This is a genomic window from Desulfohalobium retbaense DSM 5692 (assembly GCF_000024325.1).
GTDB classification, from domain to species: domain Bacteria; phylum Desulfobacterota; class Desulfovibrionia; order Desulfovibrionales; family Desulfohalobiaceae; genus Desulfohalobium; species Desulfohalobium retbaense.
This window is the reverse complement of sequence record NC_013223.1, coordinates 302,172-316,824: the sequence shown is the minus strand read 5'-3', so window position 1 is coordinate 316,824 and position 14,653 is coordinate 302,172. Positions and strand designations below refer to the sequence as shown.

The 14,653-nt window shown below is 58.1% G+C and carries 13 protein-coding genes; 1 reads left to right on the top strand and 12 read right to left on the bottom strand.

The genetic code is table 11. From position 1 onward, the window contains the following. Positions 1-44 precede the first annotated feature (44 nt). Together cobA and DRET_RS01250 are read right to left on the bottom strand one after the other, a co-directional pair. The gene (gene cobA / locus DRET_RS01255) at positions 45-1,580 is read right to left on the bottom strand and encodes a uroporphyrinogen-III C-methyltransferase (protein WP_015750713.1); all 1,536 of its coding nucleotides are present in this window, start codon (positions 1,578-1,580) and stop codon (positions 45-47) included. A 10-nt stretch (positions 1,581-1,590) separates the two neighbouring features. Then, a complete protein-coding gene (locus DRET_RS01250; RefSeq protein ID WP_015750712.1) occupies positions 1,591-4,251 on the bottom strand; it encodes a valine--tRNA ligase in 2,661 nt (886 codons plus the stop codon). A 449-nt stretch (positions 4,252-4,700) separates the two neighbouring features. Here DRET_RS01250 and DRET_RS01245 point away from each other — a divergent pair, with 449 nt between their 5' ends. Then, positions 4,701-5,978 (top strand): BPL-N domain-containing protein, encoded by a 1,278-nt coding sequence (locus tag DRET_RS01245; protein ID WP_015750711.1) that lies wholly within the window; start codon positions 4,701-4,703, stop codon positions 5,976-5,978. 22 nt (positions 5,979-6,000) lie between these two features. Here DRET_RS01245 and DRET_RS01240 read toward each other — a convergent pair whose 3' ends face one another. From DRET_RS01240 to DRET_RS01195, 10 genes are all read right to left on the bottom strand, one after another. Continuing rightward, positions 6,001-6,651, bottom strand: a complete 651-nt coding sequence (locus DRET_RS01240; protein WP_015750710.1) for a YkgJ family cysteine cluster protein — start codon at positions 6,649-6,651, stop codon at positions 6,001-6,003. Between the two features lie 251 nt (positions 6,652-6,902). After that, positions 6,903-7,247: a DVU0772 family protein gene (locus tag DRET_RS01235; RefSeq protein WP_015750709.1), complete on the bottom strand. Its 345-nt coding sequence runs from the start codon at positions 7,245-7,247 to the stop codon at positions 6,903-6,905. A 430-nt stretch (positions 7,248-7,677) separates the two neighbouring features. Beyond that, positions 7,678-9,069 (bottom strand): cobyrinic acid a,c-diamide synthase CobB, encoded by a 1,392-nt coding sequence (locus tag DRET_RS01230; RefSeq protein ID WP_015750708.1) that lies wholly within the window; start codon positions 9,067-9,069, stop codon positions 7,678-7,680. A gap of 11 nt (positions 9,070-9,080) precedes the next feature. Continuing rightward, complete coding sequence (locus tag DRET_RS01225; protein WP_015750707.1) at positions 9,081-9,320, bottom strand: dissimilatory sulfite reductase D family protein; 240 nt, start codon at positions 9,318-9,320, stop codon at positions 9,081-9,083. A gap of 62 nt (positions 9,321-9,382) precedes the next feature. Continuing rightward, positions 9,383-10,582 carry a dissimilatory-type sulfite reductase subunit beta gene (gene dsrB / locus DRET_RS01220; RefSeq protein ID WP_015750706.1) on the bottom strand — a complete coding sequence of 400 codons (1,200 nt, stop codon included), beginning with the start codon at positions 10,580-10,582 and terminating at the stop codon, positions 9,383-9,385. 16 nt (positions 10,583-10,598) lie between these two features. Further along, a complete protein-coding gene (gene dsrA, locus DRET_RS01215) occupies positions 10,599-11,912 on the bottom strand; it encodes a dissimilatory-type sulfite reductase subunit alpha (RefSeq protein WP_015750705.1) in 1,314 nt (437 codons plus the stop codon). Between the two features lie 229 nt (positions 11,913-12,141). Then, positions 12,142-12,768: a tetratricopeptide repeat protein gene (locus DRET_RS01210; RefSeq protein WP_015750704.1), complete on the bottom strand. Its 627-nt coding sequence runs from the start codon at positions 12,766-12,768 to the stop codon at positions 12,142-12,144. Between the two features lie 92 nt (positions 12,769-12,860). After that, positions 12,861-13,208 (bottom strand): hypothetical protein, encoded by a 348-nt coding sequence (locus DRET_RS01205; RefSeq protein WP_015750703.1) that lies wholly within the window; start codon positions 13,206-13,208, stop codon positions 12,861-12,863. A 3-nt stretch (positions 13,209-13,211) separates the two neighbouring features. Continuing rightward, positions 13,212-13,931 (bottom strand): YkgJ family cysteine cluster protein, encoded by a 720-nt coding sequence (locus tag DRET_RS01200; RefSeq protein ID WP_015750702.1) that lies wholly within the window; start codon positions 13,929-13,931, stop codon positions 13,212-13,214. A gap of 313 nt (positions 13,932-14,244) precedes the next feature. After that, positions 14,245-14,433 (bottom strand): ferredoxin, encoded by a 189-nt coding sequence (locus tag DRET_RS01195; protein WP_015750701.1) that lies wholly within the window; start codon positions 14,431-14,433, stop codon positions 14,245-14,247. Between the last annotated feature and the right edge of the window lie 220 nt (positions 14,434-14,653).

Here is a 14,653-nt window from a genome sequence, read left to right as displayed (position 1 = left end):
AAGTCTCGGTCGGTAACAACGTTCTGGAAAACGGCACAATCCCGTTACTGGCCCCTGAAATGGAGGCAATCCTCTTCCAAGGCCTGGGCCAGGGCCGGGATGGTGTACTCCTCGGGCTCCACCTGCGCCGTAAATCCATACTGCTGCAGGGTGTTCGCCGTAATCGGCCCGATACAGGCCAGACGCAGCGATGTCCCAACATACGGGGCGATGGTCTCGGCCGGGATGCGGCTGAAAAAATTCTCCACCGTCGAAGAACTGGTAAAGGTCACATATTGGACCTTTCCAGCCTGCAAGTCCTCAAGCAATTGGGCCTCTTCCTCGCCTTGCTGGGCCAGCCCGGTGCGGTACACCGGCAGGACGCGAACCTCGGTTCCGGCTTCTCGGAGCTGCCGGGGCAGCACCTCCCGGGCGACTTCAGCCCGGGGCAGCAACACCTTCTTGCCGGCGACACCACGGGCGAGAAGGCCTTCGACCACATGCTCCGCCACATACTTCTCAGGCACAAAATCCGGTTCGATCCCCTTCTCCCGGAGCTTGTCGGCAGTGGCCGGGCCAATGGCGGCCACCTGCCGTCCCCCCAGGGCCCGGCTGTCGAGTCCGGCCCGTTGCAACTCCTTCCAGAACCAGATCACCCCATTGACCGAGGTGAAAATGAGCCAATCGTATTCAGCGAGCGTCCCTATGGCCTCTTGGACTTCCCCGTAATCGGGCAGGGCTTCAATCGCGATCGTCGGAAATTGGAGGCAGCAGGCCCCTTTTTCTTCGAGCAGGGACAAAAAGCTGCTCGCCTGTTCCCGGGCCCGGGTGACCACCACCCGGCATCCGAGCATGGGTTTCTTCTCAAACCAGCCCAGGGTCTCCCGCAAACGCACCACCTGCCCCACCACGAGCAGCGCTGGCGGGCGCATCCCCTGCTTTTGAGCCTCCTCGGCAATAGCGTGCAGAGGAGCAGCCAAAGAGGTCTGTTCGCAGGTCGTTCCCCAGCGTACCAACGCGGCCGGGGTCTCCGGATCCATCCCGTTGGCGATCAAACTCGAACTGATATGGGGCAAATTTTTCACGCCCATGAAAAAGACCAGAGTGCTCGTCCCGGCGGCCAGGGCCTGCCAATTGTGCGCGCTCTCTGGTTTATCCGGATCTTCGTGACCGGTGATAAAGGAAACAGAGGAGGCGTACTTGCGGTGCGTCAACGGGATGCCGGCATAGGCGGGACCGGCCACGGCAGAGGTCACCCCTGGCACGACTTCAAAGTCCATCCCGGCCTCGAGCAACTCTTCGGCTTCTTCGGCGCCGCGCCCGAAAACGTACGGGTCTCCGCCCTTAAGCCGGGCGACGACCTTCCCCGCTTTGGCCTTTTCCACCAAAAGGTCGTTGATTTTGTCCTGGGGCAGGGTGTGGTCCCCACCTTTCTTGCCTACATACAGGATCTCCGCCTCGGGGCGGCAGAAATTGAGAAAGGCTTTGTTGGCCAAATAATCGTAGACGACCACATCAGCCGTCTCCAAAATGCGCTTGGCTTTGAGGGTCAACAGGCCGGGGTCGCCCGGGCCGGCTCCCAAGAGATACACGCACGCCATACACTCCCCTTTATCCGCTCATGACCTGCAAGCGTTGCTGCAGGGTAACCATTTTGGCCTTTTTCTCTTCGAGTTCCGCCGCTTTGGCTTTTTCCTTGTCCACAACAGCGGCCGGCGCCTTGTTCACGAAATTCGCGTTGGCCAACTTGCCTTGAATCCCTTGCAGGGTCTTGTCGAGTTTGGCGAGTTCCTTTTCCAGGCGGGCCAGTTCCGCGTCAAAATCTACGATCCCCTCCAACGGGACAAAAATTTCAGCCCCGCGGACCACCGCTGTCCCAGCCCCCTTGGGAGCCTCCAGTTCTGCATCCACCTGGAGTGAATCGATCCGGGCCAAAAAGCGGATGACCTCCTCCTGCCCGCGCAGGACATCGGCTTGTTCGCCGTTGGTGCGCACCAGCGTGGTCAGGGGTAAGGAGGGATTGATATTCAGTTCGCCGCGTATAGTCCGAACACTGACAACCACTTCCTGGACGAATTCCATGGATTCCTGGACGCTCGAATCTTCCAGGTGCGGGCGGCTGGCGGGTAACGGCTCCACGGCCAGGTCACGCTCGCCCACACCGGGCAGGCTGTTCCAGATTTCCGCGGTGATAAACGGAATGGTCGGATGCAAAAGGACCAGGACTTCTCGCAGCACCGTGTGCAGCACACTTCTGGCCCTGTTTTTGGCCGCTTCGTCTTCGCCGTAGAGTTCCGGCTTGACCATTTCCAGATACCAGTCGCAGACCTCGTGCCAGACAAACTGGTAGAGTTCCTGGGCCGCATCATTGAACCGGTATTCTTCCAGGGCCGCCCCCACCGCCTGCTTGACCTCTTCCAGGCGATGCAGGATCCAGCGGTGGACCAGGGAGTCAGAGGGATCCGGCTCGGGTTCACCCATGTCCCCAGGCAGGTGCATCAACGCGAAGCGGGCCGCGTTCCAGATCTTGTTCATGAAATGGCGATAGCCTTCAATGCGCTTCTCGGAGAGCTTGATATCCCGGCCCATGGCCGCAAACGCGGTCAACGTAAACCGCAAGGCGTCGGTGCCGTATTTGGCAACCATATCCAGGGGATCGATGACATTCCCCGTGGATTTGCTCATCTTCCGGCCGTCCTCATCCCGGACCAGGGCATGGATATACACGTCGTGAAACGGGACCTCGTCCTTGAAGTGCAGTCCCATCATCATCATCCTGGCGACCCAGAAAAAGAGAATATCGAAGCCGGTGACCAAAACCGAAGTCGGATAAAAGGTTGCCAACTCCTGGGTCTCGTCCGGCCAGCCCAGCGTGGAAAACGGCCACAGGGCCGAAGAAAACCAGGTGTCCAGGACATCTTCGTCCTGGTGCAGGCTGGTATGGCCGCAATCGGGACATACCGTGGGGTCCTCGCGGCTGACAATGAGTTTGCCGCACTCCTGGCAAGTCCAGGCCGGGATACGGTGGCCCCACCAGATCTGACGCGAAATGCACCAATCCCGGATATTATCCAGCCATTCAAAATAGGTCTTATCCCAATTGCCGGGCACGATTCGGGTCTTTCCGTCGGCTACGGCGTCGCGGGCCCGCTTGGCCAGGGGGCCAACGGCCACAAACCATTGCTTGGAGACCGTGGGCTCGATCGGAGTGTCGCAGCGGTAGCAATGCCCGACGTTGTGCAGATATTTCTTCTGGCTTGCCAGCGCCCCCTGGGCCTCGAGATCCCGGACCACCTGCTTGCGGGCCGCGAACCGGTCCAAGCCGGCGTAGGCCGATCCGGCCGCTTCAGTCATGATCCCGGCGTCGTCAATGACCCGGACCGAGTCCAGGCTGTGGCTGCGCCCGAGTTCAAAGTCGTTGGGATCGTGGGCCGGCGTGACCTTGAGACAGCCGGTCCCGAATTCGCGATCGACATAGGAATCGCCGATGATCGGGATTTCCCGTTCGACCAGGGGAACAATGGCGGTCTGGCCGATGAGGTGACTGAACCGCTCATCCTCCGGATGCACGGCCAGGGCCGTGTCGCCGAGCATGGTTTCCGGGCGCGTCGTGGCCACGACCAGATGGCCTTCGCCGGAAGCCAGCGGATACCGGATTTCGTAGAGACCGCCTTCTTTTTCCGCGTACTCCACTTCCAGATCGGCCAGAGCGGTGTGGCAGCGGGGACACCAATTGATAATGTAATTGCCCTGGTAGATCAGCCCGTCTTCATACAACTGGACGAAGACTTCGCGCACCGCCCGGGACAAGCCTTCATCCATGGTGAAACGGAGCCGGGACCAGTCCACGGAAGCGCCCATGCGCTGGATCTGGTTCAGGATCTTGCCGCCATACTCCTCTTTCCACTGCCAAACGCGCTCAACAAACGCTTCCCGGCCGAGTTCCTGGCGGGTTGTCCCTTCCTGGGCCAGGGCTTTTTCGACCACATTCTGGGTCGCGATGCCGGCGTGATCAGTGCCCGGCACCCAGAGGACCTTTTTCCCCTTTTGCCGATTATAACGGCACAATATATCCTGGAGCGTCAAATTGAGGGCGTGCCCCATATGCAGCGTGCCGGTGACGTTGGGCGGCGGAATAACGATGCTGTAGGGAGGTTGTCCGTCCTCCAGTTCGGCGTCCGGAGAAAATGTCTGGTTCTCGCGCCAGTGGTCCAACCACCGGTCTTCAACGTCCTTGGGTTCATAGCCCTTGGAGAGATGTGCTTCAGCCATGGTGTGCTCCGCTTCTTCCTCAAAAAGATATCGTCTTGAAAAAAAATGACCTTCACTGTTCAGCGGCAAGCGGGAAGTCTTCGCCGCCGCAGGAGATTGGTGGCAGCCCGGGCAAAATCGCAAAACCGAGCCGAAAAAGTCTGGATCCAGCCTGCTTCCGAGAAGCAGCCCCTGCTGCCGGGACCGGTTCTGGGGTTTTGAACACGGGCTGGAAGCTGTCTGAGCTCACTAGGCAGCGTTGATTCCTGCCAGCTCGAAATTTGGTCGCGGCAATATATTCCGCAAGGCAACCACTGCTCGGCGATCCCTGCCCCGGCGGGCAGGAAACTTAGGCTGCCTTGGCAGCGAGTTCTTCCAGACCGGGGGCAAAATCACAAAACCGGCCCCAACCACCTCTATTCTTGGCCTCCACCTTGCCCCTGTGCCCGGCAGCTGCTAGGGGAGCGGACATGGCCGAAAACCTAGCCGCCAGGAGCGGAAAGTCAACCATCGCCTTGTTCTGGGGCCATTCCCAATTGTGGGGAACGCTTTTATGGCGCGGACTCAACGAACTCGGTGCCGAGGTCCTGGTTCTCAGAGGCCGTGACATCGCCCGGGGAGCACTGCAACACCACGCCCCGGCCGCTCTGATCGTTCCGGGAGGCTGGGCCAAGCAGCGGGCGCTTCATCTTGGTACCGAGGGCAGGGAAGCCATCCGCGAGTATCTTCGCCACGGAGGGATGTATGTCGGCTTCTGTGGCGGAGCCGGCATGGCTCTCAATGCAGAGAATACCGCCGAGAGCCTTCACCTCTGTCCCTGTGGCCGGAAACCGATCGCCGATCGCTTGGTCAATTGCAGCGGACACATGGCGCTGGAGTTGGCAACGGACCATCCATTGTGCCCCCCCGAAGACCAGGCCCCGTTGACGGCTCCAGTCTGGTGGCCATCGCAATTCGACGTCCCTGACCGCGCAGAATTGACGGTCCTGGCTCGCTATCAAGCCCCCCAGGAAGACTTCTGGGTCGCTGACCTTCCCTATCGGGACATCCCTGACGCCCATCTCCCTGCCTGGGAAGACCTTTACGGCATCAACCTCAACGCTGACATCCTGCGCGGTGAACCGGCGGTGTTGACCGGACGAGTGGGCGCGGGCCGGTATATCATCAGTTATCTGCATCTGGAAACGCCCGGCTCCCCGCAGGCCAACCGGTGGCTCGGTCATATTCTTTCTTGGGCCACGGGGCAAGCCTTGGGCTCAGAGATCCCCGAATGGGAGCCCTCCTCCCTTCCACGGCAATGGGACGACGCCACGCTCCACGCCTTTCTACCCCTGCTGGAGGATTGTCTCTCCCTGGGACAGCGCCACTTCCTGCTCAACTGGCGCCGCCCATGGCTTTTAGGCTGGCGCCGCGGTCTGCCGGGGTTCCATCTGTCCACCCTGCACGGTCTGGCCCATCAGATTCAGGCCCTCCCTCCAACGCCTCAAGCGCTTCGATACTGGGCCTTTGCGGCTCCCCGTTTCCACCGCCTCTCCTTGCGCTTTCGAGATCTCATGCGCTCCTACCTCCTGATGGAGCGTTATGCTGCCACGGCCCACGCCGGACGGTCGACTCCCATCCGCAGCGGCTGTGAGGAGGCGCAGGCTGTGCGCGAAAAGCTCATCGGCCCGTTCCCCGGGCAAGGCGGCATTTGCGGTGAACTCACCACTGTTTTGGAAAATCTTTTGTACTATTGCCTGAATCCGTGACCCACAAGCGCTCGGCCCTGGATCAGACCAAAAATTGCACCGTTTCACGGTCCGCAACCACCCGTACACCAAAGGCCGGTAACGTCTCCGTGCAGGGCCGGCCGAAAACGAACCGCAGGGACTGCTCGTCCAATGCCCCTTTTTCACGCAGTGTCTGCCGTGCATTGATGTCCTTGCGCACGATCGCTTCAAGCTCCTGCCGCGCCTTCGGGTCGTTTCCCGCTCGCAACCGGGCGCACACATCAGCTATTTGGCTATAAGCACATACCGTTTCATGCCAGGTCATGAGTTCACCAAGCCCGGAATCAGCAGCAATCAGATCAAATCGGGTCAGTCGCTCATGAGCATACAATGACGCTAATGCCTCCGGGGCCTGACAGTTCAATGTCCGGCATTCAAGGGGGCGGCGTGCATAAATCGCACAGGCGCAGGCCGAGTCCTGAAAAAAAATACAGACCTGGCTGCCCGTTTTACCGGCAACCCGGAGTATTTCCTGTTCCAGCGGTTCTACACGACCCTGCACATTGTCATACACCCACTCGCCCCGGCGCAGGGTCAGCAGGTGTTTTTTTTGCAAAATCTGGTCCCGATACAGGACCGCATCTTCGCTGTGCAAAGCCGGTCCACCGTTACGGCAGCAGGTCCCGCACCGCTGGCAGTGTGGTTCGTCCATTTTCCCTCCAAGAGACAAGAAAAAAGGGCGCTTTCGCCCGGATTTCCCGGACCAACGCCCATTTGGCATATACGCTATTTTGGCCGCCTTGAAAAGGCGGCCATACCCCCTTCGCAGTTGCAGGCGTGTGTCCACCCTCTGGACGATATCTCCCCAAAAAAGCGCTGCGCCTGCCGAAAAAACAAAACGCCGACTTTCGCCGGCGTTTTGTCGTCTGCTAGTGCAAGAGGAGGAAGGGGTTGGAAGGAGATTTATTCAAAAAGCTGCTTTTCAAGCCATTGGCGTATTTCGGTATTCACAGGATACACACCGCGGTGTCCACCGACTTCCTGTTGGAAATGCTCACCCAGTGTGGGCGGCAACGGCAGTTCCGCCAATTCTTCAGCACCATCTGAGTTGCGCCGCACCAGGTAGACCTTGGGTCGATTTTCCCAATTGCTGACCACGAAGTAGTTGGAATGCTCATTCTTGGACCGTACCGGGGGCCGCTCACCGCGGCGATGGTTGTTGCCCCATTCGAGGTACAGAGTCACGGCTTCTTCGGGGGTCATTTCCCAATCTATAAGCAAATCTTTGTAATTACTCAGCTGTCCCATATAATCCTCCCTTTTTGTTTCCGTTGAATATAGAAATAATAATTATTCCTATCCCGGTCAAGTGTTTTTTTGGGGAGACAAAACCGGAATCCAGAATTTCCCCAGGACCTCAAATCCGCCTCTGGACGGCCCCATGGAGCCAGAACCGCAACCGTGACGGCCCGCTTTCGGCAAAGAGATCCGGAAGGGGCCATGGCGACAGTGAACAGGGCCTCATGTGTTGGGTCGTAGTGCCAACCGTTCTGGGAACCTGGCCATCAGAGGTCATCGAACGAAGAGACACACTCTCCCGGTCGCTGAAGGCCGTTGCCGCGGGCAGGGATTGGTCTCAGGCACTGTTTTTCCGGCATGGGGAACTTGAGAGAGGCTGGAAGAGCTTGGGAAATGATCCCGTTTCCGCGATCCTTATGGAGGTGCGCAACCGGAGAAATCAACCATGGAGGGAGGTTTTATAGGCCAGGGCGGCGGACACGAAATTCGGGGCCCAATGGGGGGAACTCAGGGCATGGAGATGGGTATAGCAAGCCAGAGTATTTTGAAAGACGAAACCGTCGAAGCCTTCCTGGATTCCGCATCCCCGTTCCATGAAGAAGGCCAGCGGTGGGGTCTCACCGCGCAAGGTATGGCATTGAGAATAGTGGAACTCGTGACCAGGGATTTCCGCGCCCTGGGGGTGATACGGGTTGGGCAGAACCACCCGGGCCTTGGTGTAACCATGCCCCTGGGGTTTTCGCCCCATTTCGGCACGGACCGGGAAGAGCCCAGCCATGGGATAGACTGTGCCTTCGTACGCCAGTTCCTGACACAAATACATCAAACCGCCGCATTCGGCGTAGATGGGCAGCCCGCTCCGGGCCAGGTCACCAACGCGCTGCCGGATCCCTTCCTGGGCGCTGAGGCGCGGGGCCAGCGTTTCAGGGAAGCCGCCACCGAGATAAAGACCGTGGAGCTCGGGCCAGTCCGCATCATCAAGCAGACTGATGTGGACAATTTCCGCACCGGCATGCTCCAGGGCCTTGATATTTTCCTGGTAATAAAACCACAGCGCTGCATCGCGGACCACGCCGATGCGCACGGTCTCCCGCGTGACCGCTTCGGGCCACAAAACGCCGGTATCCACCGGCAACTCCGGCGTTGAGCTGGCGATATCCCTGATGCGCTCGACATCGACCCAATCAGCAATTGTCCGGCCAAGTTCTTCCAAGGGCCCGTCTGCCTCATATTCCTGGTCAGAGACCAACCCCATGTGCCGCTCAGGGATGGGATTCTCGCGCAGCTTGGGCAACGTTCCCAACACCGGGACATCAGTATAGCGCTCGACGCTCTCGCGAGCAATGCGACGGTGGCGTTGTCCGGCAGTCCTGTTCAGGACCACTCCGGCAAGGAACACCTCTGGGTCGAAATCATGGCACCCCTGCACCAGAGCTGCCGTGGTCCGGGTCATTTTGGTGCAGTCCACAACCAGAATCACTGGGGCACGGAGGGTCTTGGCCAATTCCGCCGTGGAACAGGATCCTTCAATATCTTTGCCGTCAAAAAGCCCCCGGTTGCCCTCGATCACCGCCATATCCGCCCCTTGGGAGGCGTCTGCAAAAAGCGATCGGATCAGGCTGGCGTCCATAAGAAAAGGGTCCAGATTCGACGCACTCCGATTGGCTGCCAAGGCCATCCAAGAGGCGTCAATATAATCCGGACCCTTTTTAAAGGGCTTCACGACAAACCCGTTCTGGGCGAAATGCCGGCACAGGCCGAGAGTCAGAATTGTTTTGCCCGATCCCCCGGACAAACCGGCCAGGATCAGACGTGGCATGTGCAGCGACACGATGTTCGTTCCTAGTCCTCGCCCTCAGCAGCAGACTGCTTGCCCGCGCCGGGCAGGCTATACATGGTGGTCGACCCGCTGGACCAATAAACCAGATCGCCATCGGTCACCATGACATTGATGATCTTTTTGGCTTCACGGGGCTTCATGCCGGTCATTTTCTGCAGGTCACTGAAATAGAATTTGGATTTGTTTTTGGATTTCGCTTTCAACTCATCCAGAATTTTCTGTTTGATTTCTTCGTCGGCCATGGAGTGCCTCCCCTTCTTTGAAGTGAGGGCGCGGCCAAATGGCCGCGCCCAGATATCCGAACTTATTCGGCTTTGATGTCAGGATATTTGACCGATTGTTCCGTGAACTTGAAGTTCGTGGTCTGGCGCCACGTGTAGTACGCCGGATCGCGGAAGTCGTCGATCAGGTGGTGGGAGAAATCCAAGCCACAGACTTCAAAGAAGCGTTCCCAACCAATGCGCTCGGCCCAGTCGCCCACGCGTTCGTACTTGCGGGCGCCTTCCTTGTAGGCATTGAGGATGGTGTGGATGGCTTCACACAGCTTCGGCCAACGCGGCGGTTCATTGGGGATAAAGGCCACGGCGACCTTGGAGAACTTCGGCGCGGAGATCCGGTTGGAGACCTTGCCGCCGACCATGATGACCACACCGTCGCCTTCCTGGTCAGCCAGGGGCAGGGAGGGGCACATGGTGTAGCAGTTCCCGCAGAACATGCAGCGGTCATCGTTGACTTCAACGGTCTTGACCGTCTTGGTGTCGCCCTTCTCACCCACGATTTCCTTCTTTTTCGGCTTGACCGCGCCCACGGGGCAGGCGGCGACAGCCAGAGGAATTTCGCAGAGGTTGTCCAGGTACTCATCGTCAACCAGCGGGGGTTTGCGGTGGTACCCGAGAATGGCGATATCAGAGCAGTGCACGGCACCGCACATGTTCAGGCAACAGGCCAGGGAGATGCGGACCTGGGCGGGCAGCTGCATCTGCTGGAACTCTTCAAAGAGTTCGTCCATGACCGCCTTGACCGGGCCGGAAGCGTCCGTAGCCGGTGTGTGGCAGTGGACCCAGCCCTGGGTGTGGACGATATTGGTGATACCGGCACCGGTACCGCCAATGGGGAACTTGTAGCTGCCGCCGTCGAACTTACGGCTGGCCAGATCCTGCTTCAGCGGCTCGACTTTGTCCTTGCTGTCGACCATGAACTCGACGTTGTTCCGGGTCGTGAAGCGAAGGTAGCCGTCGCAATGCTTGTCGGCGATGTCACAGATCTCGCGGATGGTGTGCACACCCATGAGACGAGCGGCGCCGCAACGCACGGTGTAGACTTCGTCACCGCTGTCGGCCTTGTGCATCAGCACGCCGGGCTCAATGATCTCGTGCCAGGCCCACTTGCCGAAGTTGTTCTTGATAACCGGAGGCAGGAAATCGGTATACTTGCGCGGACCGATATCTGTGATCCGGTTTTCCATCGGTTTGTCTGGATTGTATCCGGAAGAAATGAATGCCATGTTGCACCCCCCCTACTTATCTCTGGTGATGTTTGCGGAATTCGTTGATGTCGCGATCCCAGCCACCGGGCACTTCTTCTTCGTGCCAGTAGATGTACGGGTTGTGGCGGGGTTCCTGGACATGCTGGGCCAGAGCCTTGATGCCGGTGGATTGCAGGAGCTTCTGGAAGCCCTGACGCTTGATCAGCTCACCCAGGCGTTCACGGTTCTTGCCTTCTTCCATCCACCAGTCCCAGATGTTCTCAATGACTTCCTTGATTTCGTCATAGGGCTCTTCGGCCTTGATGAAGGGGACAAGCATGGAACTGAGCTGGGCGCCATCGAGGATGGGAGCCTTGGCGCCGACCAGGATGGACAGGCCGCGGTCATCACCGATGCGCAGGGCGCGGGGCATGACATTGATGCAGTGCATGCAGCGGGTGCATTCACGATCATTGATCTTCAGCTTGCCGTCTTCCATCCACATGCATTCTGTGGGGCAGAGATCGATGACTTCCTTCTGGATGTCGAACTTGCCCCAGTCACGGTCGGCGTGGGCGCCGCCATTAGGAGCGATCTCACCGCCGATGTAGGCCTGGACAGCTTCCTGATCGATCTTGATGTCGTCGGCCCAGGTCCCGATGAAGGACATGTCCGCACGGGCGATGGAAGCCACGCAGCCGTTCGGGCAGCCGTCAAACTTGAACTTGAACTTGTACGGAAAGGCCGGACGGTGCAGCTCGTCCTGGTACTCCTGGGTCAGGTGGTAGCTGAGCTCCTGGGTGTTGTAGCAGGACCATTCGCAGCGGGATTCACCCAGGCAGCAGGCCGGGGTCCGCAGGTTGGACCCGGAACCGCCAAGGTCCTGATCCAGGTTGTGGGTCAATTCATAAAAAATTTCTTCCAACTGTTCGGTCCGGGTACCGAGGAAAACGATATCACCGGTGGACCCATGCATGTTGGTCAGACCGCTGCCGCGGAAATCCCAAAGGTCGCACAGCTGACGGAGGTACTCACTGGTGTAGTACTTGCCGGCAGGCTGGTTGACACGCATGGTGTGGAAGTGGGCCACGCCGGGGAACATTTCCGGCTGATCACAGTACCGGCCGATAACGCCGCCACCATAACCGAAAACACCGACGATGCCGCCGTGCTTCCAGTGGGTTGTCCCGTCCTTAAAAGAGAGTTCCAACACGCCCAGAAGATCGTCGCAGACGTCTTCCGGGATCTGGTACTCCACCCCTTTTTCGTTCGTGTGCCGGGCATCAGACTCCCGTTTGATGTCAGATACAAAGCTCGGCCATGGACCGCTTTCCAGCTGGTCCAGCAATGGGGTTTGGTGTTTTGCCATTGCCAATCCTCCTTTGACGGCTGATTAGTTTAAACCGCTAAGTCCTTCGTGGCTCCCTCTCGACCACGACGGTTCCCAGCTTGGGTAACATTGTGATTTTTCGTACAACGACACAAGTTTGTCAACCCAACCCAGTGAAGACGGACACAATGCCTCCTTGAACCGTCAGATGCGGGGGTACCAAAAAGGCGCATGAACAACAAGTTTTTTTCAGCTTGCCCGGTGTGGACTAGGCGGTGTGTTCCGCCAGATCGTCCTTGACTTTCTGGGCAACCTCAAAACCGTTTTCTTCCGCTTGCTTGCAATAGGCAGACGCCTTTGCAAAATCGCCTTTTTCCATATAAGCCAGCATCATATTGTTGTATGCCGGACCAAACGTAGGCTGAAGATCGATCGCTTTCTGGTTTTCCTCAATGCAGCCATCCACATCGCCATCCATGAGATAGGCGTTACCCAGTGTTGCAATGGCCTGGACAAATTGGGGATCCAGGGAGATCGCCCGTTTGAGATGTTTGACAGCCTGATCGACATTGCCCTGCTGCAGATGGACAAAGCCGAGGTTGCCCTGGGGCACGGCGAAGCGGGGCCGGATTTCCGTGGCCCGCTGGTTAAAGCTCATGCACGCGGCCAGATCGTTGCGGTGCATAGCCAGCCCGCCCAATTGCACATAGGCTTCGGCAAGCTCCGGGTCGGCCTGGATGGCCTGTTTAAGGTGGTCTTCGGCCTCCTGGAGCTGCCCCCGGCCGATGAGCACGGTGGCTAAATTGTAATGCGCCACGCTGTCTTTGGGGTTTTCAGCAATACGCTCCCGCTGGTCCTTCATATAGGCCTCTATATCAAATTGACTTTCGGACATGGATTCTCCTTTCTCTTATTTCTCCAGGAGCCTGGACATTCCAGACTGGTGTATAGGCAACATTCAAAAAATCGCATGAGGACTCGGCACAACTACCGCTCCCACATCTCCTTTTCCAGGCCCATGGCTTTGATCTGCTCATGGTACCACAGGGCGAAATCGTACATCCCACGGCAACGGTCTTCACTGGCCACAATGCCCTTGCACATCTCCCGCACACCGTTGGTGTAGGCGGCATTCTGATCCTCAGCTGTGCAGGCGGCAAAAAAATCCCGGGCCAAATCCTGGGCGCTGCGCCGGGTCACTTCACGGCGAATGTCAATGGGGTCTTTGGGTTCCTGGAACGGATCCCAACGGTCATAGCCGATGCGGTCGACATATTTCCGCCGACGGGTCGACAAACGTTCATAAATCGCCTTTTTCTGGGCCTCCTGGTCCATCAGCTACTCCTTTTCCGCCCCGGTGCCGAGAACCCATTCCTGCGGCCCCCCATCTGCCGACTCTTGAAGACGTTCCGGACGAATGCCCAGATACTCCTCGTCAAACTCGGTCAACAGGGCCATGGAAACAGGCATCAGCACCTCGCCAAGCTGGGTAAACTTGGTGGGGATGCTCTGGCTGAATTCCTGGGCCAAAGCAAGAAGACGATCGGTGATTTTGTCCATATCCACAGTGGGGTATTGACCGCCGGGCTCGAATGCCGACAAACCACAGGTGTGGGTCTGCCCCCCCGAGACCATGGGGATCCCGTACAGGCGGCAGGTGATGGGGCGATTATTATACAACAAACAGGTGTTGTCCTCTTCAAGAAGCGGGCAACGGACCCGCTTGGTGCCGAGTTCCTGGAGGATCTCCTCTGGGGCCACTCCTTTTTGGCGGGCGTGATTGGCTTCTCGTTTGATCTTGACCGTCTGCCGGTCGGCGCTATTGGCCCGTTCCAGCACCTTCTCCCGGGTCGCCTCATCCAGAGTCTCCCGGAACGCTTTATTCAAGGCCATGGCTTCAACCAGGGTCAGATCAAACAGGGCGTAACAACAGTCCGAGCATCCTGTGGCACACCGGACCTCATTGGGAAAATCGGCTTTGACCCGTTCAAAGACCGCATCCGCCCCTGCGGCGATCTGGCTATATTTTCCGAAAAAATAATCTTCATCGTAGAGCATAGTCCCCTCGTGGTTTCATCTGATTGCTTGTCGTCGCCTCCACAGCCCGACTCCAAATATCCCCTCTGTGTGGTCGGCAACGAGCGTACCTCGAAAGGCGTTTTGCCCCAAAGCTCAGCGGGCGTCAATTTGCAGCCAAAATGCTTATTTTACTCAATAAACATGCCCCCAAAATGCCCTCGGAAAATTTCGCATTCATGATACCAACTCCGAGCAGATGCTTGCAAGACGGTGGCCGCCAACGCCCCTTGAGACAAAAAAAGCCCCTGAAGACTGACTCTCCAGGGGCTCGTGTGGAGCGGAAAACGTGCTGCTATTCTTCTTCGACGGTGATAGCGTCGGCTTCACACACCTCGACGCAGGACTCACAGCCGAGGCATTCTTCCATGTTCACAGGCACAGCCTTGTTGTCCTGCATCTCGAAGACTTCCACAGGGCAGACATCCACGCATTCGCTATCGCCGGTGCACTTTTCAGCATCGACAGTCACTACGAAACCCATAATAAACCTCCAATTCTCAAAATGCATTTTGGACTGGTCAGGCCCCGCCAAACGGGGTCAGCCATCAGCAGTGCATTACACATTTCCTTTTCGGCTGTAAACTGCCCAGCACCAATTTCGCTCAACTTCATAATAACCACGAAATTCCAGGTGCTTAAAAAAGAAAGCCACGTCTATTTCCGGCAATCCGAGGCCCCTCTTTCCAGGCAGCAACACTCCC

Coding starts and splice junctions, on each gene's coding strand:
- cobA (WP_015750713.1), bottom strand. CDS start 1,580: ATGGCGTGCGTGTATCTCTTGGGAGCCGGCCCGGGCGACCCCGGCCTG.
- DRET_RS01250 (WP_015750712.1), bottom strand. CDS start 4,251: ATGGCTGAAGCACATCTCTCCAAGGGCTATGAACCCAAGGACGTTGAA.
- DRET_RS01245 (WP_015750711.1), top strand. CDS start 4,701: ATGGCCGAAAACCTAGCCGCCAGGAGCGGAAAGTCAACCATCGCCTTG.
- DRET_RS01240 (WP_015750710.1), bottom strand. CDS start 6,651: ATGGACGAACCACACTGCCAGCGGTGCGGGACCTGCTGCCGTAACGGT.
- DRET_RS01235 (WP_015750709.1), bottom strand. CDS start 7,247: ATGGGACAGCTGAGTAATTACAAAGATTTGCTTATAGATTGGGAAATG.
- DRET_RS01225 (WP_015750707.1), bottom strand. CDS start 9,320: ATGGCCGACGAAGAAATCAAACAGAAAATTCTGGATGAGTTGAAAGCG.
- dsrB (WP_015750706.1), bottom strand. CDS start 10,582: ATGGCATTCATTTCTTCCGGATACAATCCAGACAAACCGATGGAAAAC.
- dsrA (WP_015750705.1), bottom strand. CDS start 11,912: ATGGCAAAACACCAAACCCCATTGCTGGACCAGCTGGAAAGCGGTCCA.
- DRET_RS01210 (WP_015750704.1), bottom strand. CDS start 12,768: ATGTCCGAAAGTCAATTTGATATAGAGGCCTATATGAAGGACCAGCGG.
- DRET_RS01205 (WP_015750703.1), bottom strand. CDS start 13,208: ATGGACCAGGAGGCCCAGAAAAAGGCGATTTATGAACGTTTGTCGACC.
- DRET_RS01200 (WP_015750702.1), bottom strand. CDS start 13,931: ATGCTCTACGATGAAGATTATTTTTTCGGAAAATATAGCCAGATCGCC.
- DRET_RS01195 (WP_015750701.1), bottom strand. CDS start 14,433: ATGGGTTTCGTAGTGACTGTCGATGCTGAAAAGTGCACCGGCGATAGC.